This is a genomic window from Streptomyces griseorubiginosus, assembly GCF_036345115.1.
GTDB classification, from domain to species: domain Bacteria; phylum Actinomycetota; class Actinomycetes; order Streptomycetales; family Streptomycetaceae; genus Streptomyces; species Streptomyces griseorubiginosus_C.
Genome location: NZ_CP107766.1, coordinates 8,332,273 through 8,358,695 on the forward strand (window position 1 = coordinate 8,332,273; position 26,423 = coordinate 8,358,695).

At 72.0% G+C, this 26,423-nt stretch carries 21 protein-coding genes; 19 read left to right on the top strand and 2 right to left on the bottom strand.

Annotated features, from left to right (window positions below; translation table 11 throughout):
* Positions 1-217: 217 nt before the first annotated feature.
* The 5 genes from OHN19_RS37640 to OHN19_RS37660 all read left to right on the top strand — a co-directional run bounded on the left by OHN19_RS37640 (position 218) and on the right by OHN19_RS37660 (position 6,278).
* On the top strand, positions 218-1,228 hold the full coding sequence (locus OHN19_RS37640) for a LacI family DNA-binding transcriptional regulator (RefSeq protein ID WP_330268471.1): 1,011 nt from the start codon (positions 218-220) through the stop codon (positions 1,226-1,228).
* A gap of 244 nt (positions 1,229-1,472) precedes the next feature.
* The gene (locus OHN19_RS37645; protein ID WP_330268472.1) at positions 1,473-2,720 is read left to right on the top strand and encodes a sugar ABC transporter substrate-binding protein; all 1,248 of its coding nucleotides are present in this window, start codon (positions 1,473-1,475) and stop codon (positions 2,718-2,720) included.
* Between the two features lie 20 nt (positions 2,721-2,740).
* Positions 2,741-3,697: a sugar ABC transporter permease gene (locus OHN19_RS37650; RefSeq protein ID WP_330268473.1), complete on the top strand. Its 957-nt coding sequence runs from the start codon at positions 2,741-2,743 to the stop codon at positions 3,695-3,697.
* A complete protein-coding gene (locus tag OHN19_RS37655; RefSeq protein WP_330268474.1) occupies positions 3,694-4,503 on the top strand; it encodes a carbohydrate ABC transporter permease in 810 nt (269 codons plus the stop codon). The genes OHN19_RS37650 and OHN19_RS37655 overlap by 4 nt, the downstream gene beginning before the upstream one ends.
* A gap of 50 nt (positions 4,504-4,553) precedes the next feature.
* Positions 4,554-6,278, top strand: coding sequence for an amylo-alpha-1,6-glucosidase (locus OHN19_RS37660; protein WP_330268475.1), 1,725 nt, complete (start codon positions 4,554-4,556; stop codon positions 6,276-6,278).
* A gap of 6 nt (positions 6,279-6,284) precedes the next feature.
* Here the strand turns inward: OHN19_RS37660 and OHN19_RS37665 are convergent, their stop codons facing one another.
* Both OHN19_RS37665 and OHN19_RS37670 read right to left on the bottom strand, forming a co-directional pair.
* The gene (locus OHN19_RS37665; protein WP_330268476.1) at positions 6,285-7,562 is read right to left on the bottom strand and encodes a cytochrome P450; all 1,278 of its coding nucleotides are present in this window, start codon (positions 7,560-7,562) and stop codon (positions 6,285-6,287) included.
* An 11-nt stretch (positions 7,563-7,573) separates the two neighbouring features.
* Entirely contained in the window at positions 7,574-8,929 is a 1,356-nt protein-coding gene (locus OHN19_RS37670) for a glutamine synthetase family protein (RefSeq protein WP_330268477.1), read from the bottom strand.
* Positions 8,930-9,189: 260 nt separating this feature from the next.
* Here OHN19_RS37670 and OHN19_RS37675 point away from each other — a divergent pair, with 260 nt between their 5' ends.
* The 14 genes from OHN19_RS37675 to OHN19_RS37740 all read left to right on the top strand — a co-directional run bounded on the left by OHN19_RS37675 (position 9,190) and on the right by OHN19_RS37740 (position 26,315).
* Positions 9,190-9,378, top strand: a complete 189-nt coding sequence (locus tag OHN19_RS37675; protein WP_330268478.1) for a ferredoxin — start codon at positions 9,190-9,192, stop codon at positions 9,376-9,378.
* A gap of 1 nt (position 9,379) precedes the next feature.
* Complete coding sequence (locus OHN19_RS37680) at positions 9,380-10,570, top strand: FAD/NAD(P)-binding oxidoreductase (protein WP_330268479.1); 1,191 nt, start codon at positions 9,380-9,382, stop codon at positions 10,568-10,570.
* A gap of 12 nt (positions 10,571-10,582) precedes the next feature.
* A complete protein-coding gene (locus OHN19_RS37685) occupies positions 10,583-11,398 on the top strand; it encodes an acetoacetate decarboxylase family protein (protein WP_330268480.1) in 816 nt (271 codons plus the stop codon).
* Positions 11,399-11,432: 34 nt separating this feature from the next.
* Complete coding sequence (locus OHN19_RS37690) at positions 11,433-12,896, top strand: aldehyde dehydrogenase (protein WP_330268481.1); 1,464 nt, start codon at positions 11,433-11,435, stop codon at positions 12,894-12,896.
* A complete protein-coding gene (locus tag OHN19_RS37695; RefSeq protein ID WP_330268482.1) occupies positions 12,889-13,824 on the top strand; it encodes a 3,4-dihydroxyphenylacetate 2,3-dioxygenase in 936 nt (311 codons plus the stop codon). Before OHN19_RS37690 ends, OHN19_RS37695 begins: the two co-directional genes overlap by 8 nt.
* 10 nt (positions 13,825-13,834) lie before the next feature.
* Positions 13,835-14,680: a fumarylacetoacetate hydrolase family protein gene (locus tag OHN19_RS37700; protein WP_330268483.1), complete on the top strand. Its 846-nt coding sequence runs from the start codon at positions 13,835-13,837 to the stop codon at positions 14,678-14,680.
* Positions 14,681-14,797: 117 nt separating this feature from the next.
* Positions 14,798-15,439 carry a TetR/AcrR family transcriptional regulator gene (locus OHN19_RS37705; RefSeq protein ID WP_330268484.1) on the top strand — a complete coding sequence of 214 codons (642 nt, stop codon included), beginning with the start codon at positions 14,798-14,800 and terminating at the stop codon, positions 15,437-15,439.
* Between the two features lie 136 nt (positions 15,440-15,575).
* Positions 15,576-17,030, top strand: coding sequence for an APC family permease (locus OHN19_RS37710; protein WP_330268485.1), 1,455 nt, complete (start codon positions 15,576-15,578; stop codon positions 17,028-17,030).
* Positions 17,031-17,132: 102 nt separating this feature from the next.
* Positions 17,133-18,623 carry an aldehyde dehydrogenase gene (locus OHN19_RS37715; RefSeq protein ID WP_330268486.1) on the top strand — a complete coding sequence of 497 codons (1,491 nt, stop codon included), beginning with the start codon at positions 17,133-17,135 and terminating at the stop codon, positions 18,621-18,623.
* Positions 18,620-19,333 (top strand): gamma-glutamyl-gamma-aminobutyrate hydrolase family protein, encoded by a 714-nt coding sequence (locus tag OHN19_RS37720; protein ID WP_330268487.1) that lies wholly within the window; start codon positions 18,620-18,622, stop codon positions 19,331-19,333. The genes OHN19_RS37715 and OHN19_RS37720 overlap by 4 nt, the downstream gene beginning before the upstream one ends.
* Positions 19,334-19,451: 118 nt before the next feature.
* Positions 19,452-20,444, top strand: coding sequence for a hypothetical protein (locus tag OHN19_RS37725; RefSeq protein WP_330268488.1), 993 nt, complete (start codon positions 19,452-19,454; stop codon positions 20,442-20,444).
* 89 nt (positions 20,445-20,533) lie between these two features.
* Positions 20,534-22,372, top strand: a complete 1,839-nt coding sequence (locus OHN19_RS37730; protein ID WP_330268489.1) for an HSP90 family protein — start codon at positions 20,534-20,536, stop codon at positions 22,370-22,372.
* A 2-nt stretch (positions 22,373-22,374) separates the two neighbouring features.
* Positions 22,375-25,404 (top strand): hypothetical protein, encoded by a 3,030-nt coding sequence (locus tag OHN19_RS37735; RefSeq protein WP_330268490.1) that lies wholly within the window; start codon positions 22,375-22,377, stop codon positions 25,402-25,404.
* 62 nt (positions 25,405-25,466) lie between these two features.
* Positions 25,467-26,315: an endonuclease/exonuclease/phosphatase family protein gene (locus OHN19_RS37740; RefSeq protein ID WP_330268491.1), complete on the top strand. Its 849-nt coding sequence runs from the start codon at positions 25,467-25,469 to the stop codon at positions 26,313-26,315.
* The last annotated feature ends 108 nt before the right edge of the window (positions 26,316-26,423 follow it).

Genomic DNA, 26,423 nt, shown 5'->3' on the forward strand with positions numbered 1-26,423 from the left:
ACGGGGCTGGGGGGTGCTGTGGTTCAGCTGTGTCGAACCGGTTCGGCGAAGCTAGCACCGGGACCTGAGGCCAGCAATCCCTTGGACAAGGGGATCTGGACAGCTGGCCCGATCGGTCGGCGGTTGCGTCCCGGGTATTGACAGGCGGCCGGTCGGTTCCTACGTTCACTTCACGCGAACCGGTTCGACAGCCGGTCGCCCGTCCCGAGGAGTCGCCGTGAACATCGGTGAGATCGCCCGGCGGGCCGGTGTCTCGCGCAGCACCGTGTCCTACGCGCTGAGCGGCAAGCGGCCGGTGTCCGAGGACACGCGCCGCAGGATCCAGCAGGTCGTCGACGAACTGGGTTACCAGCCCAGCGCCAGCGCCCGCGCCCTGGCCAACGGGCGGACCAGTACCATCGGCCTGGTCTTCCCGCCGGCCGGCAACCACTACACCGGGATGCAGCTGGACTTCATCGGCAGTGTGGTGGAGGCCGCCGCGGCCCACGACTACGACGTACTGCTGTCACCCAGCGGCATGGACAGCGACCGTTCCTTCCAGCGGCTGCTGGGGGAGCGGCGGGTGGACGGCGCGATCCTGATGGAGATCAGGCTGGAGGACGACCGGGCCGACCACCTGGCCGCGCTCGGCTTCCCCTCCGTCGCCATCGGCCGCACCGCCAACGCGGAGGACGGCTGGTACGTCGGCCTCGACCACACGGCGCTGGCGGCGGCGTGCGTCCACCACCTCGCGGACCTGGGCCACCGCCGGATCGCGTTCGTCAACCGGCCCGAGCAACTCCTGCGCACCGGCTACGAGTCGGCGCACCGCGGCCTGGACGGCTTCACGAAGGCCGCGGCCGAACGCGGGCTGACGGTCCGGACCTACTGCTGCGCGGACGACGCGGCCGCGGGCCAGGCCTGCGTGGAGAGGATCCTGCACGACGACCCGGCCACCACGGCCCTGGTCACGCTCAACGAGGCCGCGCTGGGCGGTCTCTACCGGGGGCTCGCCCAGGCGGGCCGCCACGTACCGCGCGACTTCTCCGTCACCGGCGTCGTCGCCAACCGCTGGGCGGAGACGGTGACCCCGCAGCTGACCGCGGCCGACGTCCCGGCCGCCGAGATGGGCCGGCTCGCCGTCGACCTGCTGATGGAGCGGCTCGGCCACCCCGAAGCCCCGCCCCGCCACCACCTCCTCATCCCTCCGATCTCGCTGCGCGCCAGCACCGGGCCCGCGGAGGCCTGATCACACCGCGGGGGCCTGGTCACCGCCGCTCGCAACCCGCACCCACGTCACGGCCTGAATCCGCACCCCGCACCTCGCGCCTGACCCCGCACCCCGCACCCCGCCTGACCCTGCACCCCGCCTCACGCCCGACACCGCACCCCACCTCACGCACGAACCGCCCGAGGCGCCGTTCGTCGCGCCCGCGCACCCTCCCGACCCACCGCCGCGGCACCCGCATGCCCCGAACCCGAAGGAACCCACCATGAACAGCTACTCCGGACGGCGCCGTCCGACCGCCGCGATCCTGCTCGCGCTGGCCGTCGCCACCACCGCCACGGCCTGCGGCTCCGGCTCGGGCGGCAGCACGACGAAGGCGGCCGACAGCGGCACGTACACCGTCTGGGACCCGTACCCGCAGTTCGCCAAGGGCTCGGCCTGGACGAACCTGCTGGACAAGTGCGGCACCGAGGCCGGCGTGAAGATCAAGCGGACCGGCTTCGACACCAGCGACCTCGCCAACAAGACCCTGCTCGCCGCCCAGCAGGGCAACTCCCCGGACCTCCTCGTCGTCGACAACCCGGTCGTCTCCACCCTGGCCGAGGCGGGCGTCCTCACCCCGACCGACGAGAACAAGCTGGACACCTCGAAGGTCGACCCCAACCTCCTCGCGGCCGGCCAGTCCGGCGGCAAGACGTACGGCACCCCCATCGGCGCCAACACCCTCGCCCTCTACTACAACAAGAAGGTCCTCGAGGACGCCGGCGTGGACATCGCCTCGGTCAAGGACTGGCCGTCGCTGACGGCGGCCCTGCAGAAGGTGAAGAAGGCCGGCAAGAAGGGCATCACCTTCTCCGCGATCGGCACCGAGGAGGGCAGCTTCCAGTTCCTGCCGTGGTTCTGGGGAGCGGGCGCGAAGCTGACCGAACTCGACTCCGCCCAGGGCCAGTCGGCGCTCTCCCTGTGGAACGACTGGCTGAAGGACGGCTACGCCCCGAACTCCGTCCTCAACAACACCCAGACCACCAGCTGGCAGGAGTTCGCCACCGGCGACTACGCGTTCGCGGAGAACGGCACCTGGCAGCTCGCCAACGCAAAGAAGGCCGGCTTCGAGTACGGCGTCCTCCCGATACCCGGCGCCTCCGGCGGCAACGCGTCCGCCCCGACCGGCGGAGAGTTCGTCACCCTCCCGGTCCAGAAGGACACCGCCCGCTACGCCACCTCCCAGAAGCTGGCGACCTGCCTGACCAGCACCCAGAACCTGTACGACACCGACACCACCCTGTCCTACGTGGCGCCCACCACCGAGGTCCAGGACAAGCAGGTGGCGGCCGACGCCGAGCTGAAGCCGTGGGTCGCCGCGGTCCGCACGGCCAAGGGCCGCACCAGTGACGACCTGGGCACCAAGTACCCCAAGATCTCCGAGCAGTTGTGGAAGGCCGTCCAGTCCGCCCTCAGCGGCTCCAAGTCCCCGAAGGACGCGCTGACCGACGCCCAGTCCGCCGCCAAGTGAGCACTCCTCGGGGTCAGTTGATGAGCCGCACGACCCAAGCGCCGCCCCCGCGGACCACCGAGTCCCGGGGTGCGGCCCCCACACCCAGGCGCCGGCCCGCCTCCCCGCAGTGGGCCGCCTGGGCCTTCCTCGCCCCGGTGACCCTTTACCTCGGCCTCTTCTACGCCTATCCCCTCTACCGCAACCTCGACCTGAGCCTGCGCGACTACACCGTCCGCTCCTTCGTCCAGGGCAACGCGCCCTTCACGGGACTGGCCAACTACCGGAAGATCCTGGACGACCCGACCTTCGCCCCCGCCCTGCTGCACACCGTGGTGTTCACCGCCGTGTGCCTGGTCTTCCAGTACGCCATCGGCCTGGCGCTGGCGGTCTTCTTCAACCAGAACTTCCGGCTCTCCGCCACCCTGCGGGCCCTGTTCCTGGTGCCCTGGCTGCTCCCCCTGATCGTGTCGGCGTCCACCTGGTCCTGGATGCTCAACAGCGACTCCGGCATCGTCAACGCCCTGCTGAGCGCCCTCGGTATCGACCCGGTCAACTGGCTGACGTCGCCGTCCTGGTCACTGGCGTCGGTGATCATCGCGAACATCTGGATCGGCGTCCCCTTCAACCTGGTCGTGCTCCACAGCGGCCTCCAGTCCATCCCGTCGAGCCTGTACGAGGCGGCGGCGCTGGACGGGGCGAACGCCTGGCAGCGCTTCTGGCGCATCACCTTCCCGCTGCTGCGCCCGGTCTCCGCGATCACCCTGCTGCTGGGTCTCGTCTACACCCTCAAGGTCTTCGACATCATCTGGATCATGACCAAGGGCGGCCCGGCGGACTCCTCCACCACCTTCGCCACCTGGTCCTACCGGCTCGGCTTCGGCAACCTCCTGCCCGCCTTCGGCCCGGGAGCCGCCGTGGGCAACCTGCTGGTGGTCGCCGCCCTGGTCTTCGGCCTCGTCTACGTGCGGGTCCAGCGGAAGCAGGCACTGTCATGACACGCCCCCTGAAGACGGCCCTCGGCCTGCTGCTGACCGCGCTCATGCTCTTCCCGGTCTACTGGATGATCAACGTGTCCTTCACCCGGGACCAGGACATGCGCAAGAGCCCGCCCGACCTGTTCCCCGTCCACGGCACCCTGGCCGGCTACCGGACCGTCCTCGACGAGCAGTTGCCGTACCTCGGCACCAGCCTGGTCATCGGCCTCGGCACCGTCGTCCTCACCGTGGCCCTGGCCGCCCCCGCCGGCTACGCGCTCGCCAAGCTGCGCCCGCGCGGCGGCGGAGTGCTCAGCTTCCTCCTCCTGGCCGCCCAGATGATCCCCGGCATCATCATGGCGATGGGCTTCTACGCCATCTACCTGCAACTCGGCATGCTCCAGTCCGTCCCCGGACTGATCGTCGCCGACTCCACCCTGGCCGTCCCCTTCGCGGTGCTCATCTTCACCGCGTTCATGTCCGGCATCCCCGGCGAACTCCTCCAGGCCGCCCAGGTGGACGGGGCACGCGCCCTGCGGACCTTCTGGTCGGTGGTCCTGCCGATGAGCCGCAACGCCGTCGTCACGGTCTCCCTGTTCGCGTTCCTGTGGTCCTGGTCCGACTTCGTCTTCGCGGGAACCCTGGTCAACGGCGGCGCCCACGAGCCCATCACGCTCGGCATCTACCACTACATCGGCAACAACAACCAGGAGTGGAACGCCATCATGGCCACCGCCGTCGTGGCCTCGCTGCCGGCCGCGGTCATCCTCGTCCTGGCTCAGCGCTATGTCGCCGCCGGTGTGACCGCCGGCGCCGTCAAGGACTGAGACCGCCCCCACCGTCGCCCCCCACCGCTCGAGAAACGAGAAACCCCTTCATGACCGTCGCCCGTTCCGGCCCGGCCTTCGACGTCCACGACATCCCCTTCAGCACCCACGGATCCTGGTTCGGCATCTCCCCCGTGGTGGCGGAGAAGACCCGCGCCGAGGACCTCCACCTCGTCTCCCACCAGAACGGCATGCACGCCGTCCTGAGCCTCGTGCCGCTCGACCCCGCGACGGGCGAGCGGGCCGGGACATCGGTCGAGGCGACACCGGGCCTGCTGAGCTGGACCGGCCCGGACGGCCGGGTCGATCTCGTCTACGAGTCGCCGGACACGGTACGACTGCGGGGTGCGGGTCCGTCGTTCAGGATCTCGGCGGCCGCCCGGACGCTGACCCCGTTCAGCGGCACGTACTTCTACCGCGAACCGGGCGCCGACGCCTACGTGTTCACGTCGTACGAGACCGGCCGCCGGTACCGCGTCACCGCCCTTGCCGGCACGGTCGAGGCGTTCGGCAGCCAGGCACTGGGCGCCGCCGACCGCGGCCTCACCGTCGCGGGCGACACCTGGGAGCTCGCGGTCGAGGAGCTCGACACGGCCCGGCCCCCCTATGTCCCGACCGTGGCCTTCGCCAAGGTCGTCGAGACCGCACGGAACTCCTTCGCGGACTTCGCCGACACCGTGGCCCCCTGGCGTTCGTCCGCCACCCCGGCCGCCGAACTCGCCGCCTACGTCCTGTGGTCCGCCACCGTCCGCCCGGCCGGGCTCGTCACCCGGCCCGGCGTCCTGATGTCCAAGCACTGGATGGACAAGGTCTGGAGCTGGGACCACTGCTTCAACGCCCTGGCCCTGGCCCCCGGTTGCCCCGAGCTGGCCCGGGACCAGTTCCAGCTGCCCTTCGACCACCAGGACGAGACCGGGGCACTGCCCGACTCGGTCACCCACTCCGAGGTGCTCCACAACTTCGTCAAACCGCCCATCCACGGCTGGGCGTACGGCCTGCTGCGCCGTCGGCTGCCCGCACCCCCGGACCGGACGGAACTGACCGGGACGTACGACAGGCTGGAGCGCTGGACGGAGTTCTGGCTCACCGCCCGGCGGGCCCCCGGCGCCGACCTGCCGCACTACCAGCACGGCAACGACAGCGGCTGGGACAACGCCACGACCTTCGACCCGGAGCGCGTGGTCGTCACCGCGGACCTGGCCGCCTTCCTCACCCTCCAGCTCCGTGAACTCGCCGAACTGGCCGCGCTGTTGGACAGACCGGACGACGTGCTGCGGTGGACGCGGACCGCCGGGGAGACCCAGCGGGCGATGCTCGACCAGCTCTGGACGGGTGACCGGTTCGTCGCCCGGGGCGTCGACAGCGGTGACACCTGGAGCACCTCCAGCCTGCTCGACCTGATGCCGATCGCGCTGGGCGAGCATCTGCCGGACGACGTGGGCGGGGTGCTGGCCGGCCGTATCGAGGCGCATCTGACCCCGTACGGACTGGCCACCGAACGGCCGGACTCGCCGCACTACCTCGCCGACGGCTACTGGCGCGGCCCCATCTGGGCCCCCGCCACGATCCTGGTCGAGGACGGCCTGCGCCGCGGCGGCCACGTCCGGCTGGCGGACGAGATCAGCGCCCGCTTCCGCGCCCTGTGCGAGGCGCACGGTTTCGCCGAGAACTTCGACGCCCTGAGCGGCACCGGGCTGCGCGACCGCGCCTACACCTGGACGGCTGCCGCCTATCTCCTCCTCGCCGAGGCACACGCCCTGCGGGACGCCGGATGAGGCCCCTCAGGCCAGGGTGACCTCGACCGGCAGCTTCTTGATGCCGTTGACGAAGTTCGAGCGCACCCGGGGGACCTCACCCACCAGCCGGATGTCGGCGAGGCGCGGGATCAGCTCCTCGAACATGATCCGGATCTCGGTGCGGGCGAGGAGGTTGCCCAGGCACAGGTGCGGGCTGCCCTTGCCGAAGGTGACATGGTCGTTGTGCTGCCGGGCCACGTCGAAGTCGTACGGGTTGCCGAAGACCTCCTCGTCGCGGTTGCCGGAGGCGTACCACATGACGACCTTGTCGCCCTCCCTGACCTGCTTGCCGCCGAGTTCGACGTCCCGGGTCGCGGTGCGCCGGAAGTGGTAGACGGGTGAGGCCCAGCGCAGGAACTCCTCGACCGCCGTGGGGATCAGGGACGGGTCGTCCCGCAACCTCGCCAGCTGCTCGGGGTGTTGGAGCAGGGCCAGCATGGAGTGGGTGATGGTGTGGCGGGTGGTCTCGTTGCCCGCCACCACCAGCAGCAGGAAGTAGTTGTCGAAGTCCTGCGCGGAGAGCGGGACGCCGTCGCGCGGGGTGGTGTTGACCAGCTTGGACACCAGGTCGGTGCCCTCCCCGCCGCGCCGCTGCCGGGCCAGCTCGCGGCCGTACTCGAAGACTTCGAGCGAGGCGGGGGAGCGGAACGGCAGGTCGCGGTACTGCTCGCTCTCCGCGCTGTGCAGCAGGACGTCCGCGTAGTCGGGGTCGGTGTTGCCGATGATGCGGTTGCCCCAGTCGATGAGCCGCTGGTTGTCCTCCGGCGGGACGTCGAGGAGGCGGGCCAGCACGTTGATGGGGAAGTCCGCCGAGACCTCCTTGACGAAGTCGAAGCTCCCCTTGGCCAGCGCCGCGTCGAGGGTCTTCGCGGTCAGGCCGCGCAGGAAGTCGGTGTAGCTGTTGATGACCCCGGCGCCGAACTGGCGCTGGATCACACTGCGCAGGGCGCGGTGGCGGACCCCGTCCAGCTCCAGGATCGAGGCCCGCTTCCTGATCTGGTCCTCGTCGACCTCCTCCAGGTTCACGAACCTCGTGGAGGTGAAGGTCTCCGCGTCCCGGTCCACGCGCGCGATGTCCGCGTGCCGGGTGACCGCCCAGAAACCGGAGTTGGGCGCCTCCTCGGGCTGCCAGTGCACCGGGTCCTCGTGGCGCAGGGTGTGGAACATCCGCCAGGGGGTGATGCCGTCGGTGAAGTGGTCGAGGTTCGCGAGGTCGACGTCCGCGAGGGGCATCGGCTCGATGGCGGTGGTTGCTGTCGTCATCCGGGAGTCCTTCACAGGTGGTAGGCGTACTCGGTGAACTCCCAGTCGGTGACGTGCCGTTGGAAGCGTTCGACCTCGTTGCGCTTGTAGGAGAGGTAGGAGGTGGTGAACCCCTTGCCGAGCAGGTCGGTCAGGGCGGTGTCGGCCTCCAGCGCGTCGAGCGCGGCGGGAAGGTCCTTCGGCAGGACCGCGGACCGCGCGGTGTCGTAGCCGTAGCCCTCCAGAGGCGCCGGTGGGTCCTCGCCCGCCTGGATGCCGAGCAGGGCGGCGGCCAGGGTCCCGGCGACGAGCAGGTACGGGTTGGCGCTCGCGTCACCGAGCCGCAGTTCCAGCCGGGACCCGGAGCCGCGCTCGGGCGGGACGCGCACCATCGCGCTGCGGTTGTCGAGGCCCCAGTCGATCAGCCAGGGGGCGAGGGTGTCGGGGCCGAAGCGTTTGTAGGAGTTGACGGTCGGGTTGGCGAGGGCGGCCAGCGCGGGCGCGTGCGCCAGGATTCCGGCGAGGGCGTGCCGGGCGGTGACCGAGAGGCCGTGAGCGCCGGCCGGATCGTCGAAGGCGTTGCCGCCCTCCGCGTCCTGGCAGGACAGGTGCAGATGGAACCCGGAGCCGCCCGCGTCCCCGAAGGGCTTGGCCATGAAGGTGGCCAAGTTGCCCTCCCCGCGGGCGAGTTCCTTCACGGCGGCCTTGAAACGGAAGGCTCGGTCGGCCGCGTCCAGGGCCTCGGAGTGGGTCAGGTTGATCTCGTACTGGCCCCCGTCGAACTCGTGGTTGCCGGTGACGACACCGAGTCCGAGGTCGCGCAGCTGCCTGAGGGTGCGCAGCAGGTGGTTGCCGGGGTCGGCGCGCAGTCCGGCCGTGTACACGGCACCGGTGGTCTCGGGGGCGCGCCGCCAGCCGGCCGGGGTCCCGGGCGCGGGCTCCAGCAGGAAGTACTCCAGCTCGGGTCCCACGACCGGACGCAGCCCCTGTGCCGCGCACCGGGCCAGCACGGCCCGCAGCAGATCGCGGGGCGACTCGGCCGCGGGGCCCGACGTCGCCGGGTCGGTGACCTCGCCGAGACAGACGGCGACCCCGGGCTCCCAGGGCAGGGCGGCCAGCGTCGACAGGTCGGGCCGTACGCACACGTCCGGCAGCCCGGCGTCCAGGCCGCCCGCCACCGGGACCACGTCCCCCTGCGGGCTGGTGTGGTAGACGGCCTTGCAGAAGGCCAGACCGTGCTCGCAGGCCGCGGGCAGATGGTCCACCAGGACGTCCCGGGCGCGGTCGGTGCCGATGAGGTCCGGATAGATCACCCGCACCACGTCGATGCCGTCGGCGGTGAGCCGCTCGACGTGCCGGCGGATGTCTGGGGTGTCGTGAGCGCTCACCGTGCCTCCTTGGGCGACTGGGGCAGCCTCGGGCTTCGTTTGAACCCGAACGTTATGGAGGGGGACCGCCTCCCGCAAGGGGTGGGCGCCAATAATTTATCCACCTGGATAGGTATTGACCAGGGGGTGGCGCGTGGCTACCTTGTTTGAAGCCAAACGAGTTGGGGGCATGGTCTCCGTGTCCCTTTGGCCGGGGCCCGGCCGTCACCGGCCGGGCCCCACTTCGCCCCTTCGCTCCCGCTCCCTCAGGAGGACCGGCCATGAAGGTCGTCGTCGACATGAACAAGTGCCAGGACCACGGCCAGTGCGTCTTCGCGGCCCCCGACGTCTTCACGATGGACGACGACGGACACCTGCTGTACGTCCCCGACCCGGACGACGCGCTGCGCGACGAGGTCGAGGAGGCCGCGGACGTGTGCCCGCTCCAGGCGATCCGGATCGAGGGCTGACATGGCCGCCGGCATCGTCGTCGCGGGCGCCTCCCTGGGCGGCCTCCGCGCGGCCGAGCACCTGCGGGCCGCGGGCTGGACCGGCCGGATCACGGTCGTCGGCGAAGAACCGCACATGCCCTACAACCGGCCTCCGCTCTCCAAGGAGGTCCTCTCAGGCAAGGCCCCCTTCGCGTCACTCGCCTTCACCCCCAAGCCGGCCACGGCCGACGTCGAGTGGCGCCTCGGCACCCGGATCACCGCGGCCCGCCTCGACGAACGGACCGTCACCCTCGACGACGGCTCCCTGCTGCCCTACGACGGTCTCGTGGTCGCCACCGGCATGCGCCCCCGCCGACTGCGCTGCCCCGGCCCCCTCGCCGGCCGGCACACGGTCCGCACCCTCGACGACGCCCGCCGGCTGCGGGACGAGCTGACCCGGCCGGGCGTGCGCGTGGTCGTCGTCGGCGCCGGGTTCATCGGCTGTGAGGTCGCCGCGACGGCCGTGGCGCTCGGCGTCGCCGAGGTGACCGTCGTCGACCCGCTGCCGCTGCCCATGGCCGGCCCGCTCGGCGAACTCCTCGGGCGCGCGCTCCTGAAGCGGCACGAGGAACGCGGAGTGCGTTTCGTACTGGGCGCGGGAGTGGCCGGTTTCCACGGCGACGAGCGCGTGACCGGAGTCGAGCTGTCCGACGGCACGGTCCTGGCCGCCGACGTCGTCGTCGAGTCGGTCGGCTCGCAGGCCAACACCGAGTGGCTGGAGGGCAACGGCCTCGACCTGAGCGACGGTGTGCTGACCGACGAGTCGCTGCGGGTCGGCGGCCGGCCCGAGGTCGTCGCCGTCGGGGACGTGGCCCGCTTCCCCAACGCCCGCTACGACGGCGTCCCCCGCCGCGTCGAGCACTGGTCGATCCCCACCGACACCGCCAAGCACGCCGCGAAGACCCTGGTCGGCGCCGGTCCCGGGCCCTTCGCCCCGCTGCCCACCTTCTGGAGCGACCAGCACGACTTCCGGTTGCAGTCCTTCGGCGCGCCGGCGCTCGGCCTCGCGGACGTCCGGGTGCTGGACGGCGACCCGGCCGGTGACGTCCTGGTCGGCTACCACGCCGACGACCGGCTGGTCGGTGTCGTCGCGCTCGGCGGACAGCCGGCCGCGAGGCTTGCCGCCCGCTACCGCGCCCACCTGCTCCAGCAGCCCGCCCTCACCGCGTAAGGAACCCCTGACATGTCCGCTGTGCGTGGCTTCTTCCACCCCAAGACGGCGAGCGGCACCTCGTCGCTGATCCCCTCGCCCCCGTGGCGCTACTCCGGCGACCTGCTCACCGTCGAGTACCGCACGGACCCCGCGCGGGTGCGCGAACTGCTCCCCGAGCCCCTGGAGCCGGCCGACGAGGATCCCGGCGCCGTCGCCCTGATCTGGGCCGACTGGCAGTCCTGCTCGGCGACGGGGGACGAACTCCTCGACCCGGTCCTCTCCCAGTACAAGGAAGCCTTCGCGGTCGTCCGCTGCACGTACCGGGGCGAGACCTACTCGCGGTGCGTGTACATCTGGGTCGACAAGGACTTCGCCGTCGCCCGCGGACTCCACCAGGGCTATCCGAAGAAGCTCGGGTCCATCCACCAGACCCGTCCGCACCCGTACGGGCCCGCCCCGCGGATCGAGGCCGGGGCGCGGTTCGGCGCCACCCTCGCCGCCGCGGACCGGCGGCTCGCGCAGGCCGTGGTGACCCTGCGGGAGCCTTCCTCGCACAACGGGTTCGTCAACGCCCACCCCATGGCCCATCACCGGTGGCTGCCGTCGATCGAGAAGGGCAAGGGGCTGGCCCTCGACGAGCTGATCGAGACCGGGGCGGCCTCCTTCGAGGGTGGCCAACCCTGGGTCGGGGACGCCGAGTTGGAGCTGTTCGAGGCGCCGACCGAGGAACTGGCCCGGCTGGAGGTCCGGGAGCCCGTCGCCGCGTACTACCGCCAGGTCGGCGTCGTCTGGGACGGCGGCCGGCTCCTGGAGTCCGGAACCTCCGGAGCCTCCGGATCCGAATGAGCCCCCTACCCCGCGCAGCACTTGGAGACCGGACATGACCGAACACACCCTCACGGTGGCCGGGGTCGCCGTCGACACCCGGCACTGGATCGGCGGCGAGCGCGTAGCGTCCGCCGAGACCTTCACCGATGTCTCGCCCATCGACGGCACCGAACTCGGCGAGATCGCCCGTGGCGGTCCCGCCGAAGCCGCCGCCGCGGTCGCCGCGGCCAAAGCCGCCTTCCCGGCCTGGGCCGCCACCTCCCGCGCCGAGCGCGCCCGCATCCTGCACGCCCTCGCCGACGGCGTCGAGAAGCGGCTCGAAGAGCTGGCGATCGTGGAGACCACCGACAACGGGGCGCTGCTGCGCTCGCACCGCCGGGGCGTGATGCCACGCGTGGCGCACAACTTCCGCTTCTTCGCGGACTGGTTGCTGAAGCTGGACCACGAGGACTTCGAGACCCGCGGCCACACCAACCACGTCTCCTGGGACCCGGCGGGCCCCTGTGTGCTGATCACGCCGTGGAACGCCCCGCTGATGCTCGCCACCTGGAAGGTCGCCCCCGCCCTCGCGGCCGGCGACACCGTGGTCCTCAAGCCCGCCGAGTGGTCCCCGCTCACCGCCTCCCTCCTCGCCGACATCGCCGCCGAGGCCGGCCTGCCCGCCGGCGTCCTGAACGTCGTCCAGGGCTACGGCGCCGAGATCGGCGACGCGCTCACCGCGCACCCGGACGTGCGCCGCATCAGCTTCACGGGCTCGGTGCCGACCGCGCAGCGCATCGCCGCCTCCGCCGCCGCCAACCTGACCCCCCTGAGCCTCGAACTCGGCGGCAAGTCACCGCTGTTGGTGTTCGCCGACGCCGACCTGGACCTCGCGGTCGACCTCGCGGTGGAGCAGTACGACAACGCCGGGCAGGTGTGTCTGGCGGCCACCCGCATCCTCGTGGAGGAGCCGATCGCCGAGGAGTTCACCCGGCGCTTCGTCGACAAGGCGAGCCGTCTCCAGCAGGGGGACCCGCGTGACGAGGCCACCGACATCGGCCCGACCATCCATCCCCGCCAGTTGGAGAAGATCGACGGCTTCGTGCGGCGGGCTCTCGCGGCCGGGGCACGGGCGGTCGTCGGCGGACACCGCGAGGGGGACCAGTACTACGCGCCGACGCTCCTCACCGATGTCGCCCAGGACTCGGAGATCGTCCAGGAGGAGGTCTTCGGGCCGGTCCTGACCCTCCAGACCTTCACCGACGAGGACGAGGCGGTCCGCCTCGCCAACGACACCCGCTTCGGGCTCGCCGCCACCCTCGCCACCGGCTCGCGGGAGCGCGCCGACCGCGTCACCGCACGGCTCGTGGCAGGCACGGTGTGGGTCAACTGCTTCTTCGTCCGCGACCTCGAGGCACCCTTCGGCGGCTCCCGCCACTCCGGGGTCGGCCGCGAGGGCGGCACCTGGAGCTTCGACTTCTACTGCGACCTGAAGAACACCGTCACCGCGCCGAAGGGGTTCAAGGACCATGGGTGAGATCGTCGGGGCGGGGCTCCTCGCCCACGTCCCCACCATCGTGCTCCCGGAGGAGGAGCGCCGGGAGCTGAACGAGGGCAAGGAGATCACCCTCGTCACCGGCCTCCGGGAGCTGCGCCGGGACGTCTTCGAGCGGGACGACTACGACACCGTCGTCGTCCTCGACTCCCACTGGGCGACCACGGTCGAGTTCGTGGTCACGGCCCAGCAGCGCCGCGCCGGTCTGTTCACCTCGGAGGAACTGCCGCGCGGGATGTGCAGGATGCCGTACGACTTCCCCGGCGACCCCGAACTCGCCCGCAACGTCGAGAAGTTCGCCGACGAGCACGGCACCTGGATCACCGCGATCGAGGACGAGTACCTGCCGATCTACTACGCCACCATCAACCTCTGGAAGTACCTGGGGGAGGGGCTGCCCGACAAGCGCTGGGTGACCATCGGCGTCTGCCAGACCGGCGACATGGAGGACCACCTGCGCCTCGGACGGGCACTCGCCGACGGCATCTCCGCCACCCCCGGCCGCCGGGTCCTGCTCATCGCGTCCGGCGCCCTCTCGCACACCTTCTGGCCGCTGCGCGAACTGCGCGACCACGAGGCGAGCGACCCGGTGCACATCCGCACCCCCGAGGCCCGGGAGGCGGACCTCGAGCGCATCGCCTGGTTCAGGGAGGGCCGGCACGACAAGGTCCTCGACACCATGGACGCGTTCTGGAAGGTCAGGCCCGAGGCGAAGTTCTTCCACTACCTGATGATGGCCGGCGCCCTCGGCGAACAGGCCTGTACCGCGCGGGCCCGCCAGTACGGCGAGTACGAGAACTCCGTCGGCACCGGCCAGGTCCACCTGTGGTTCGACCGCCCGGCCGACGGCTGGACCGGCACGGGAGCACCCGTGGCTGCCGTACCCCATCACCCGCACCGTCGCCCCTAGGAAGGCTGCCATGCCCGAGTACCGCCGGATCCTCCTCGACGGCGCCGCCGTCCAGGTCACCGTCGAAGGCGACGAGTTGGTCGCCGGGGACGGCCGTCGCGTCAAGACCGGGGACGCCCTGCACCTGCCGCCCGTCGTGCCGTCGAAGGTGATCGCCGTGCACCTCAACCACCGCAGCCGCGTGGAGGAGTTCCGGATCGACCTGCCGGACACCCCGACGTACTTCCACAAGCCGACCTCCGCCCTCAACTCCCACCGGGGCGCGGTCGTCCGTCCCGAGGGCTGCAAGTGGCTCAACTACGAGGGGGAGGTGGCCGTCGTCATCGGGAGGACCGCCCGCAACATCTCCCCGGCCGAGGCGGGCGAGTACATCGAGGGCTACACGATCGCCAACGACTACGGCCTCCACGACTTCCGGGACACCGACGCCGGCTCGATGCTCCGGGTGAAGGGCTCCGACACGTTGTGCCCGCTGGGCCCGGGGCTGGTCACCGACTGGGACTTCCGGGGGAAGACCCTGCGGACGTACGTCAACGGCGAGGTGGTGCAGGACGGTTCGACCGACGAGATGAAGTGGGACATGCACTACCTCGTCGCCGACATCGCCCGCACGATCACCCTGTACCCCGGTGACGTCCTGCTGTCGGGTACCCCCGCCAACTCCCGCCCGGTACAGCCGGGCGATGTCGTCGAGGTGGAGGTCGAGGGCCTGGGACGCCTCACCAACCACATCGTCACCGGCCCCACCCCCGTCCGCCCCGACGTCGGCGCCCAGCCCACGGAGTCCGAGGAGGTCCTGTCCACCGCACTCGGCGGCGACTGGGAGTTCCGCGGCATCCGCCCACCGAGGCGCTGAACGGGTGCCCCGACCGTGGCCGGGGCGCGGCGGTCCCCCTCGCGCCCCGCACCACACCCCCCTCCGCCGACATGCCGACCGGCCGGCACCTGTCTTCGGCCAGGTAGGGTCGCCGGTATGACCGAAGCCGGCGGCAGTCCCGAGAGCCAGCGGTCACGTAAGCGTGTGCACTACGGGGAAGGGCGCGAGGCGCTGCTGAGTGCGGCGGTCCGGGTGGTGGCCCGGGGTGGGCTGCGCAGGCTCACCTATCGCGCGGTCGCTCAGGAGGCCGGGGTCACCCACGGGCTGGTGGTCCACCACTTCGGCTCCCGTGACGCCCTGATCGAGGAGACCCTCGCCCACACCATCCGCACCTCGATGGACACCAGCGCGCTCGAACCCGGCACCGGCAAGGTCGCCGACTTCTCCTCCGGCGTGTCCGAGATGGTCACCGCGGACCCGGACAAGCAGGCGTTCCAGTACGAGCTGCTGCTCGAATCGCGCCGCAGGCCGGAACTGCTCCCGCAGCTCCGCGCCCTGTACGACGAGTACTTCGACGCCACCCACCGCGAGCTCAGCCGCATGCTGCCCGACGGTGCCGACCGCGCGCTGTCCCGCCTGGTCTTCGCCGCCCTGGACGGCCTGGTCCTCCACCAGCTCGTCCTCGGCGAGCCCGAGGTCACCGACGCGGCGATCGAGGAACTGCGCACCCTGCTGCGGCTGCTCGGCGCCGACGGCACCGGCGCCGAAGGCGCCGGTACGCAGGACCCCGGCGCCTGACCGCCGTAGGAAATCGCCCGCCTGACGGGAAACCCGCCGTACCCCCTTGCCAAACGGATAGTTCCGACCCACCATGAGGCAACTCGTTTGGCTCGAAACAATTCCCGCCCCTCCCCGCTCCCGGCAGGTGATTCGAGTGGACAGTCAGACAGCGGTCAGCACCGAGGCCGCTACGGCACCCTCCACGGCAGGCAGGCTCAAGCCCGACTCGCTCGGCGTCCTGGGCATCCTGTTCTTCGTCCTTTCCGCCCAGGCCCCGCTGACCGGCATCGCCGGCGCCGTCCCCATCGCGGTCGGCATCGGCAACGGCGCCGGCACCCCCGCCGCCTACCTCCTCGCCGGCGCCGTGATCCTGCTGTTCTCGGTCGGCTTCGTCGCGATGGGCCGCCATGTCGTGGACGCGGGCGCCTTCTACACGTACATCGGCAAGGGCCTCGGCCGGCCGACGGGCTCCGGCAGCGCCGGGGTCGCCCTCTTCGCCTACTGCGCGATCCAGGCCGCGATGTACGGGCTGTACGGCGCCACGGTGAGCGGCCTGGTCGAGCACTACACCGGCACCCATGTGGCCTGGTGGGTCTGGACCCTGGTCACGATGGTGATCGTCCAGGTCCTCGGCGCCTCGGGCATCGAGATGGGCGCCCGGATCCTCACCGTCTTCGTGCTGGCCGAGTTCAGCATCCTGATCGTCTTCGCCCTGGTGACCTTCTTCAAGGGCGGCGGCCCCGAGGGGCTCGGCTTCACCGACAGCTTCTCCGCCTCCGCCGCGCTCCAGGGCGCCCCGGGCGTGGCGCTGATGTTCGCCGTCGCGTCGATGTTCGGCTTCGAGGCCACCGCGATCTACGGCGAGGAGGCCCGCGAGCCGCGCCGGACCGTGCCCCGGGCCACCTATCTGTCCGTCGGGGTGGTCACCGGTTTCTTCGCCTTCACCTCGTGGATGCTGGTCTCCGCGCACGGCGCGTCCCACGCCACCGGCGAGGCCGGCAAGGCGCTGGAGAGCGGCGACGCCACGTCCTTCGTCTTCGCGCCGATCGCCGCCCAGTTCGGCGGCTGGGTCGACGACGTCCTGCCGGTCCTGCTGGCCACCTCCCTCTTCGCCGGCATCCTCGCCTTCCACAACTCCGCCAACCGCTACCTCTTCTCGCTCGGCCGCGAACGGCTCCTCCCGCACGGACTGACCGCGCTCAACCGCCGCCACTCGCCCTGGGCGGCCGGTGTCGTGCAGACCGTCCTCGCGGCACTGCTGGTGCTGCCCTTCGCGATCCTGGGCAAGGATCCGGTGCTCACCCTGTTCTCCTGGTTCAGCGGGGTCGCGGTACTGGCGATGATGCTGCTCTACTTCCTGACCTCGGTCTCCGTGGTCGTCTTCTTCCGCCGCTCGCGCGCCGACACCCGCCCCTGGAACACCGTGATCGCCCCCGTGCTGGGCGCGCTGGGCATCGCCGGTGCCATCTGGCTCATCGTCGAGAACTTCACCACCCTCATCGGCGGCGACCGGACCACCGCGATCTGGCTCCAGCTCTCCGTCCCGGCCGTCCTGGTCCTCGGTCTCGTGGCCGCACGCGTGACCAGGGGCCGAGCCGTCCGGCCGTGACCATGGGGGGCGGCCCTGCCCTGGGCTTCAACCATTGAGCTCTCTCGCCGCCCCCTTGTCCCCATTTTGTTTGGTCCCAAATATTGACCGCGGAGGTCCCCCATGCCGGATGTCACTCATGAGGAGTGGCTGCGCCGCGCCAAGTCCCTGACCCCTTCCGGTGTCCATCACATCGACGGCGCCGGCGAACCCGGCGGCGGAGCGGCCTTCACCCTCGTCTCGCCCCGCGACGGCCAGGTGCTGGCCGAGATCGCCGACGCGGGCGCCGCGGAGGTGGACGCGGCGGTCGCCGCCGCCCGGCGGGCCTTCGACTCCGGCCCCTGGCCGCACCTGGCCCCCGCCGAACGCGGCCGGACCCTGCTGCGCATCGCCGACCTGCTCGAACAGCGGCGCGAGGAACTGGCGTTGACCGTCAGCCTGGAGATGGGCAAACCCGTCACGGACGCCTACGGCATCGAACTGCGCGCCCTCATCACCACCTTCCGCTGGTACGGCCAGCTCGCCGACAAGCTCACCGACCAGTCCCCGCACACCGCCCCGGACGCCCTCGCCCTGGTCACCCGCGAGCCGGCCGGCGTCGTCGCAGCCGTGGTGCCGTGGAACTTCCCCCTGACGCTGGCCGGTTGGAAGGTGGCCCCGGCGCTGGCGGCCGGCTGCACGGTCGTACTGAAGCCGTCGGAGCACTCCCCGCTGTCGGCCCTCCTGCTCGGCCGCCTCGCCACCGAGGCGGGACTGCCCCCGGGGGTCCTCAACGTCGTGGCCGGCGACGGACCCGTGGCCGGCCGGGCACTGGGCCTCCACCCGGACGTCGACGTCCTCGCCTTCACCGGCTCCACCGCCGTGGGCCGGCACTTCCTGCGCTACTCCGCCGACTCCAACCTCAAGCGCGTCTGGCTGGAACTGGGCGGCAAGTCACCGAACATCGTCCTGCCCGACGCCCCCGACCTGGAGCGGGCCGCGGCCACCGCCGCCTGGGGCATCTTCTTCAACCAGGGCGAGATGTGCACCGCCCCCTCCCGGCTCCTGGTGCACTCCTCCGTCGCCGACCAGGTCACCGAGGCCGTCGTCGCCCGGGCCCGCGCCCTGCGTGTCGGCGACCCCCTCGACCCGGCCACCGAGATGGGCGCCCTGGTCGGGGAGAGCCACCTGGCACGCGTCCAGGACCACATCGCCACCGGCCTCGACGAAGGGGCCCGACTGCGCGCGGGCGGCGCCCGGACACTCACCGGGACCGGCGGCAGCTTCCTGGAACCGACCGTCTTCGACCGGGTCGACCCCGGGATGCGACTGGCCCGTGAGGAGATCTTCGGCCCCGTCCTGTCGGTCCTCGCCTTCGACGACCTCGACGAGGCGGTACGGCTCGCCAACGCCACCGAGTACGGCCTCGCCGCCGCCCTGTGGACCTCCGACCTCTCCACCGCCCACAAGGTATCCCGCGCCCTCAAGGCCGGCACCGTCTGGGTCAACTGCTACGAGGAGGGCGACCTGACCGTCCCCTTCGGCGGCGTGAAGCAGTCCGGCAACGGGCGCGACAAGTCGGCGCACGCCCTTGAGAAGTACACCGAGCTCAAGACGACCTGGATCCAGCTGTGAGCCGTACGACCCCGCCCGCGCGGCCGCTCATCGCGATCCCCGCCCGCTTCGCCGCCACGACCTCCGCGCTCCGGTACGCCGCCGAGGTGAACGCCCGCGCCCTGATCGAGGCCGTCTGGCGGGCCGGCGGCGAACCGGCGAGCATCCACCCGGCCGCTGAAGTCGACGTCCCCGACCGCCTCGCCCGCTTCGACGGTGTCCTGCTCCCCGGCGGCGGCGACCTCGCCCCGCACCGCTACGGCGCCACCGACACCCACGCGGCCGTCTACGACGTCGACGACCTCCAGGACACCTTCGACCTCCAGGTCGCCCGCACCGCACTGGACCAGGGCCTGCCCCTGCTGGCGATCTGCCGCGGCCTCCAAGTCGTCGACGTCGCCCTCGGCGGCACCCTGGAGCAGGACATGGGCGGCCCCGAACGCGAACACCGGCACCTCACGCACCCGGTGGGGATCGAGCGCGGCACCCTGCTGGAACAGGCCACCGGAGTACCGAAGGTGGACGCCTCCTGCTACCACCACCAGCGGGTGGAACGCCTCGGCACCGGACTCACGGTCACCGCGCGGGCCGCCGACGGCACCGTCGAAGGACTCGAACTCCCCGGCGCGCGGGGGTGGTTCACCGCCGTCCAGTGGCACCCCGAGGACACCGCCTCCGAGGACCCCGCCCAGCAGGGCCTCTTCGACGCCCTGGTCCGAGCCGCCCGCTGAAACCGCCAGTCCGACTGTGCCGAGCCGTGTGCGCCTGGTGAAAACCCGGTGGAAGCGCTGTCAGTGGTTCCCCTTATGCTGCACCGGACGATCACGCGGGACCAGGGGAGGGCGCGTCATGTTCGGCAGGCTGTTCGGTGGGGGCGGGGAAAGACCGACGGCGGATCCGCACGCCCTGCCCGTCCCGCGCAGGCAGAAGAACGGGGTGTACAAGCTGCGCGCGCTCGGCGACGCCCGGGTGCTCGCCCTCGTGGAAGCGGCCGACGCCGGTGACTGGACGGCGGTCAAGGCGGCGCTGGCCCCCTTCGACCTCGGCCACGAGCAGGCGGTCCTAGGGCAGTTGACCGATGTGGACGGTCTGGAGGAATGGATCGTCCGGGCCGCCGAGGAGGACAAGGACGACAAGGAGCTCCGGGCGACCGCCCTGCTGATCTCGGGTGCGCGCCATGTCTCCTGGGGCTGGGAGGCGCGTACGTCCGCGCGTGCCGTGGACGTCAGCCGCGGCCAGTGGGAGACCTTCTACGAGCGGCTGAACATCGCCGAGGAACACCTGCTGGAAGCCGCCGAGTTGCAGCCCGGCTGGGTCACGCCGTGGCGCCATCTGCTCACCTCGGGACGCGGCATGTCCGTCGACGACAGCGTCCAGGAGGCCCGGCTCGCGGCCGGCCTGCGCCGTGATCCGCTGAACGTGGACCTCCACATGGAGTGGGTGTCGCACCTCCAGCCCCGCTGGGGCGGAGAGCCGGGCCAGGCCCTGGAGTACGCCCGGAAGGCCTTCGCCGGCGCGCCCGACGGGCACCGGCTCGGCTGCGTGGTCGCCATGGCGCACATCGAGGACTGGGTGGAGTCCGACAACCGCGACTGCCTTCAGGACCCGCGGATCCGGACCGAGTTGAGGGAGGCCGCGGAGCGCAGCATCCTGCACCACGCGTACGAACGCCGACTGGGCTGGCAGGGCGACTACAACATCTTCGCCATGGCCCTCTCGCTGGCGGGCAGCAGCACGGCCTCCAATGTCTTCCGCGAGCTGGAAGGCGTGTTCACCGAATGGCCGTGGACCTTCATGGCGGACCCGCAGAAGGTGTACGCGCGCTTCCGCAAGGCCTTCTGAGCCGCCGTCCGCCTCCCGTCCGCCGGTCCCCGGCCGACCTCGCGCGGACCACCGCCCACCCCGCCGTTCCCCTCACCCCGGACTGCCCCATGCCTCTGCGTCACCACGCCGACGACCACGCCGCCACCGACCGCACCTTCCAGGTCGACCTGCGCGGCCTGGTGGACCTCCTCTCCCACCACCTCTACTCCAGCCCCCGCGTCTACCTGCGCGAACTCCTGCAGAACGCGGTCGACGCCCTCACCGCGCGGCACGCCGTCGAGCCGCACGGCGACTTCGGCATCCGCCTCTACGCCGACGGCACCGTGGTCCGCGTCGAGGACGACGGCGTCGGCCTCACCGAGGCCGACGTGCACAGCTTCCTCGCCACCATCGGCCGCAGCAGCAAGCGCGCCGAGCAGGTCGCCGAGCAACGCGCCGACTTCATCGGCCAGTTCGGCATCGGTCTGCTCTCCTGCTTCCTGGTCGCCGACGAGATCCACGTCGTCAGCCGCTCCGCCCGCACCCCCGACGCCCCCGCCGTCGAGTGGCGCGGACGCGGCGACGGCAGCTACACCGTCCGCACCCTGCCCGCCTCCGCCCGCCCCCGGCCCGGCACGACCGTCACGCTGACGCCGCGCGCCGACGCGGGGGAGTGGACCCGCCCGGCCCAAGTGCTCACGCTGGCCCGCCACTTCGGCTCCCTGCTGCGTCACCCGGTGACCTTCGACGACGGCACGCCCGGCCCGGCCACACCGGTCAACCCCGAGCCCGCGCCCTGGTCGCAGGCCCACCCCACGCCCGGCGCCCGCTCCCGCGCGCTGGCCGCGTACGGCGAGGAGATCTTCGGGTTCACACCGCTGGACACCATCGAGCTGGACCTGCCCGCCGTGGGCCTGAAGGGCATCGCCTGCGTACTGCCCGAGGCGGTCCCGGCCGGCCGCCGCCACGGACACCGCGTGCACGTCAAGGGCATGCTGCTGTCCGAGCACGCCGAGGAGATCCTGCCCGAGTGGGCGTTCTTCGTCCGCTGTGTCGTGGACGCCGAGAGCCTGCGTCCGACGGCGTCCCGCGAGTCCCTGTACGAGGACGACACCCTCGCCGCCGTCCGTGACGCCCTCGCCGAACGGCTGCGGGCCTGGATCGCCCGCGCCGCCGCCAGCGATCCGGAGCTGCTCGGCCGCTTCCTCCAGGCCCACCACCTGGCCGTGAAGTCCCTCGCCGTGCACGACGACGAGATCCTCAGGATGCTGCTGCCCTGGCTGCCGTTCGAGACCACCGACGGGCACTGCACCCTCGACGAGTTCGCCCGCACCCACCCCACCGTGCTCGTGACCTCCAGCGTGGAGGAGTTCCGCCAGGTCGCCGCGATCGCCTCGGCCGCCGGGCTCGGCGTCGTCAACGGCGGCTACACCTACGACCGTGAACTGGTCCACCGGCTGCCCGAGATCCGGCCCGAGGCCACCGTCGCCGACCTCGACCCGGCAACCCTCACCGCCCACCTCGACCCCGTCGACCGGGAGACCGAACTCGCCGCCTCGGCCTACCTCGCCCAGGCCCGCGACGCCCTCGCCGTCTTCGACTGCGACGTGGCGCTGCGCACCTTCCACCCGGCGTCCGCCCCCGCCCTCCTGGTCGACAGCCGCGAGGCCCGGCACGAACGCACCCGCTCCCAGCTCGCCCGCGAGCAGCAGGGCGGGGTGTGGGGCGACATCCTCGGCGCCCTGCGCCAGGAGGCCCCGCGCGCCCAGCTGATCCTCAACCAGCTCAACCCACTGGTCCGCACCGCCGTCACCATCGACGAACCCGAACTGGCCCGCACCAGCGCCGAAGCCCTCTACGGCCAGGCCGCGATGCTGTCCCGGCGCCCCCTCAGGCCCGCCGAGTCCAGCCTCATCAACCGCTCCTTCCTCGACCTCCTCGCCCACGCCCTCCGCAAGGACAGCTGACGATGCCGACCGCTCCCCAGACCACCGAAGAGCTGTACCAGGCCCTCCAGGCGAACGACGAGCGCCCCTACGGCCGTACCCGCACGGTCACCGCCGAGGAACTCGTCGACGCGGCCGAGCAGTTCGAGGAGCCCGTTCCGCTCATCCACGCCCTCCTCGAACTCCAGGAGGCGTACACCTACGGCTCCGAGCCCCGGAAGTCGCCCGTCGTCTTCGCCCGGCTGCTGAACCTCTTCGACGAGCGGCCCGAGGTCTTCGACGAGCGGCTGCGGTACATGCTGTTCTGGCGGTTCAAGTGGGTGTCCAACGCCCTGCGCCAGCTGCCCGAGATACCGCTGGCCGCCCTGCGCCAGTGGCTGACCGAGATGCGCGACCGGTACGAGAAGGCCGACCTCGGCCTCCAGCCCTACTACGGGGAGGCCTACCAGCTCGCGGCGCACACCGGTGAGGACACCGCCCTCGCCTACGAGCTGTGGGCGGCCCGCACCCGCACCCGGTACAGCGACTGCGAGGCCTGCGAGATCTGCCGGCGCGCCCGCCACCACCTCACCGCGGGCGACGACGAGCGGGCCCTGAGCATCTGGGAACCCGTCCTGTCCGGCAAGGAGTCCTGCCAGGAGGAGCCGGCCCGCTCCGTGTCGTACGCGCTGCTGCCCCTGCTGCGCACCGGCCGCGTCGACCGGGCCCGCGAACTGCACCTCGCCGGGTACCGCGGCTGCCGCCGCAACCCCTCGATGTCCGGCGAGGTCGGCCGGCACCTGGAGTTCTGCGCGCTGACCGGCAACGAGGCGCGCGGCCTGGAACTGCTCGCCGAGAACCGCAACCTCTTCGACGAGGTCGACTCACCGCTCGACCAGCTCGACTTCCTCACCGGCGTGGAGGTCCTCCTCCAGCGCGTCGAGTCCCTCGGCCACGGCGAGCTGCCCGCCGCCGGATACCCGGGCCGCACCTGGACGGTGACCGGTCTGCGTGCCGAGGTCAGCGGCCGCGCCGACGACCTCGCCGCCCGCTTCGACGACCGCAACGGCACCAGCGCCGTGTCCGACCACCGCCGGGCCCGCCTGGACCGCGCCCCGCTCCTGGACGCGCTGGAACTGACGCTGCGCGCCCGCAGCCTCGACGACGTGGCCCCGGCCGCCCCGGCCACCGCACCCGCTTCCCGTACGGCCACGGACCTACCCGAGTCGCTGCCCGAACTCATCCTCCGGGCAAGGGCGTTGGACGAGCGGGGGCACCCGGACAACCGCGCCTGCTGGACCCGGCTGCGCACCCTCGTAGCCGCCCGCGACTACAGCCACCCCGACGACCCGGCCGTCGGCCCCCTCGTCCTGCTGCGCGCCGACCTGCTGGCCGACGAGGCGAGCAAGGTGGGCGAGAAGGACGAGTACGCCGAGGCCGCCGCCCTCCACGAGGAGGCCGCCGCCCTGTACGAGGACGCCGGAGAACCGGGGCACGCGACCCTGGAGCGCGGCGCCGCCCTGCTCGCCGTCGCCGAGAGCGCGGACGGGGCCGAGGCGAAGGCCGCCGCGCTGACCGAGGCCCACGCGTCCCTGGTCCGGCTGCACGAGGAGACGGCCGGCCTCGCCCCCTACCAGGAGGCCCGCCTGCTGCGGCTGCGCGCGACCATGCTCGGCCTGCGCCTCCAGGCGACGCGGGACGAGGAGCACATCGCGCCGGTCTTCGCCGAGCTGGACCTGCTGCACGCCTTCGCCACCCGGCACGACGTCGTCGGGCAGATCTCCGGCGGCCGGCTGCTGCGGGCCACCACGCACGCCCTCGCCGGCGACCTGCCCGCCGCGCTCACCGAGACCGACGCCCTCCTCGAACGCCTCAGGGCGCAGGGCCCCGACTGGCACCTGCCCCGCACGCTCCAGCTGCGCGGCCGGATCCGGCTCGGCCTCGGCGACGCCCAGGCCGGCTACAGCGACCTCGCCGAAGCGCTGCGCCTCGCCGGGGAATGGCAGGGCGACACGCTCGACACCAGCCGCCTCCTCAGCGATCTGGCCGAGGCCGCCATGCACCTGGGCCGTCCCGACGAGGCACTGCGGCACCTGACGCGCGCGGCGGAGGTGGACCTGCGCCGCGGCAACCGCTTCGACGCGTTCTGCACCTACAGCAACGCGGCCCGGCTCAGCCTCGACCTGGGCCGTGTCGAGGACTGCATCGCCCTGCTCGACTCCGTGCTGGCCGAACCCGACGTCGCGGCCGGCGAGATCGACGACCGGCTCACCGCCCAGCTGCGCCTGACCCGGGCCCGGGCCCTGCGCGCGGGCGACGACCTCAAGGCCGCCACCGCGGAACTCGTCGCCCTCGCCGCCGAGTCGGCCGGCTGGGACGACGACCCGGGCAGCCACACCATGATCGCCGCGGAGACGGCCGTACTCCTCGGTGAGTCCGGCGAGTTCGACCGGGCCCGCGAAGCCGCGGACCAGGCGCTCGCCGCGCACCGCCTGGCCCCGCGCCACGAACCGCTCAGCAACTCCCTGCGCGAACTCGCCTGCCAGCAGGCCCAGCAGCAGGGCCCCGAAGGCCTGCGGGACGCCCTCGCCTACCTCGCGGACGCGGGCCGGATCGCGGACGAGGCACGGGAGGCGGAGCGTGCGGCACGGGAGGCGGAGCGTGCGGCCGGTGCCGTCGAGGGCGGTGTCGTCGAAGGCGGGGCCGGTGTCGTCGAAGAGGGTGCGCTCGAAGCCGGTGTTGTCGAGCCGGGGACTCGTGGGCCGTCCCTGGACACCGCGCTGGCCTACGAGTACGGGCGGGTCAACGCGTACGGCCGCGCCTACGAGGACTCCCTGGCCGCTCTGGAGAAGGCCCTGGCCCTGCTCGGCGAGCCCGGCCCCGAGGACGACTGGGCCGGTGAGTGGGCCGAGTGCGTCCGCCTGACGGGCGCCGTGGAGGGCATCTACCTCAAGCGCACCGCCCCGGCGCTCACCCGCGTCGACGCGGCGGTCTCCCACCTGACCGCCCTGGGCCACGAGGCGGAGACCGCCCCGCTGACCTCGCTGGCGGCACGACTGCGGGACGAGGGGTGAGCGGGGTCCCATAACATCGTTCCCGTAGACGTCAGTCGCCCTGGATGCACGTCGAGGAGGCAATGGTGCTCGGAAAGGGCACGTGGTTGCTCGTGGGCGCCATGGTCCTGGCCTGGATGGTGCTCTCCGGTCCCAGCGCGCCGAGCGGCGCCCTCGACGCCCGGTCCGTGCCCGCCAAGCCGGCCCGGGACGTCGTGGCCAACCGGGTCATGACCTGGAACCTCTGCAACCCCTGCGAGACGGGCAACGACGACCGGGCCGCCGAGATCGCCAAGTACGCGCCCCAGGTGATCGGCCTGCAGGAGGCGTGCGTGGGCGACGTCGAGAAGATCCGGGAGTACCTGGAGAACCTCCACGGGCTCGTCTACCACGTCGAGTACGGGGCGGTCCTGCAGAGCTGGGGCCGTTGCGGGGGAGCACCGTGGAACCCGGGCGGCTACGGCGAGGCGATCCTGTCGGCGGCCCCGATGACCGACGTCGTCACCGAGGAATACCCGGACGGCGGTTCCGAGGACCGTGGGTACATGGAGGTCACCACCACGGTGGGCGGCCGCCCGGTCCGGCTCTTCAACACCCACCTCGCCGAACGACGCCAGGAGGCGGTCCGGGCGGAGCAGGTCGGCGTACTCGCCGCCGAGGTCGCCCGGTACGACCGCGCGATCGTCATCGGCGACTTCAACGCGGTGCCGTACGCCCCCGAACTCACCCCGATGTGGAAACTGGCCGCGGACGCGGCCCCCCAGTGCCGCCCCTCGGGCACCGGCAGCTGCGAGCCGACCACCGACTGGCAGAGCAAGTTCGACTACGTCTTCCTGCGGGACGTCACCCCCCTCCGCCACCACGTCGTCCCCACCGAGGTCTCGGACCACCACATCCTGTACGCCGACCTGTCCCTGACCGCTCGCCCCTAGCGGGACACCGGCCCGTGCTAGTGTCGGGCGTTTGCAGTGTCGCTGTGTCGGTGCCCCGTGTTCGGTGCCCCTGACCGGTGGCCGCGTCCCCGCCGCGCCTTCCTCGGT

What these genes read in the sequence shown, in the direction of transcription:
- OHN19_RS37645 (WP_330268472.1), top strand. Translation starts at nt 1,473, where the DNA reads ATGAACAGCTACTCCGGACGGCGCCGTCCGACCGCCGCGATCCTGCTC.
- OHN19_RS37650 (WP_330268473.1), top strand. Translation starts at nt 2,741, where the DNA reads ATGAGCCGCACGACCCAAGCGCCGCCCCCGCGGACCACCGAGTCCCGG.
- OHN19_RS37655 (WP_330268474.1), top strand. Translation starts at nt 3,694, where the DNA reads ATGACACGCCCCCTGAAGACGGCCCTCGGCCTGCTGCTGACCGCGCTC.
- OHN19_RS37660 (WP_330268475.1), top strand. Translation starts at nt 4,554, where the DNA reads ATGACCGTCGCCCGTTCCGGCCCGGCCTTCGACGTCCACGACATCCCC.
- OHN19_RS37665 (WP_330268476.1), bottom strand. Translation starts at nt 7,562, where the DNA reads ATGACGACAGCAACCACCGCCATCGAGCCGATGCCCCTCGCGGACGTC.
- OHN19_RS37675 (WP_330268478.1), top strand. Translation starts at nt 9,190, where the DNA reads ATGAAGGTCGTCGTCGACATGAACAAGTGCCAGGACCACGGCCAGTGC.
- OHN19_RS37680 (WP_330268479.1), top strand. Translation starts at nt 9,380, where the DNA reads ATGGCCGCCGGCATCGTCGTCGCGGGCGCCTCCCTGGGCGGCCTCCGC.
- OHN19_RS37685 (WP_330268480.1), top strand. Translation starts at nt 10,583, where the DNA reads ATGTCCGCTGTGCGTGGCTTCTTCCACCCCAAGACGGCGAGCGGCACC.
- OHN19_RS37690 (WP_330268481.1), top strand. Translation starts at nt 11,433, where the DNA reads ATGACCGAACACACCCTCACGGTGGCCGGGGTCGCCGTCGACACCCGG.
- OHN19_RS37695 (WP_330268482.1), top strand. Translation starts at nt 12,889, where the DNA reads ATGGGTGAGATCGTCGGGGCGGGGCTCCTCGCCCACGTCCCCACCATC.
- OHN19_RS37700 (WP_330268483.1), top strand. Translation starts at nt 13,835, where the DNA reads ATGCCCGAGTACCGCCGGATCCTCCTCGACGGCGCCGCCGTCCAGGTC.
- OHN19_RS37705 (WP_330268484.1), top strand. Translation starts at nt 14,798, where the DNA reads ATGACCGAAGCCGGCGGCAGTCCCGAGAGCCAGCGGTCACGTAAGCGT.
- OHN19_RS37715 (WP_330268486.1), top strand. Translation starts at nt 17,133, where the DNA reads ATGCCGGATGTCACTCATGAGGAGTGGCTGCGCCGCGCCAAGTCCCTG.
- OHN19_RS37725 (WP_330268488.1), top strand. Translation starts at nt 19,452, where the DNA reads ATGTTCGGCAGGCTGTTCGGTGGGGGCGGGGAAAGACCGACGGCGGAT.
- OHN19_RS37730 (WP_330268489.1), top strand. Translation starts at nt 20,534, where the DNA reads ATGCCTCTGCGTCACCACGCCGACGACCACGCCGCCACCGACCGCACC.
- OHN19_RS37735 (WP_330268490.1), top strand. Translation starts at nt 22,375, where the DNA reads ATGCCGACCGCTCCCCAGACCACCGAAGAGCTGTACCAGGCCCTCCAG.
- OHN19_RS37740 (WP_330268491.1), top strand. Translation starts at nt 25,467, where the DNA reads ATGGTGCTCGGAAAGGGCACGTGGTTGCTCGTGGGCGCCATGGTCCTG.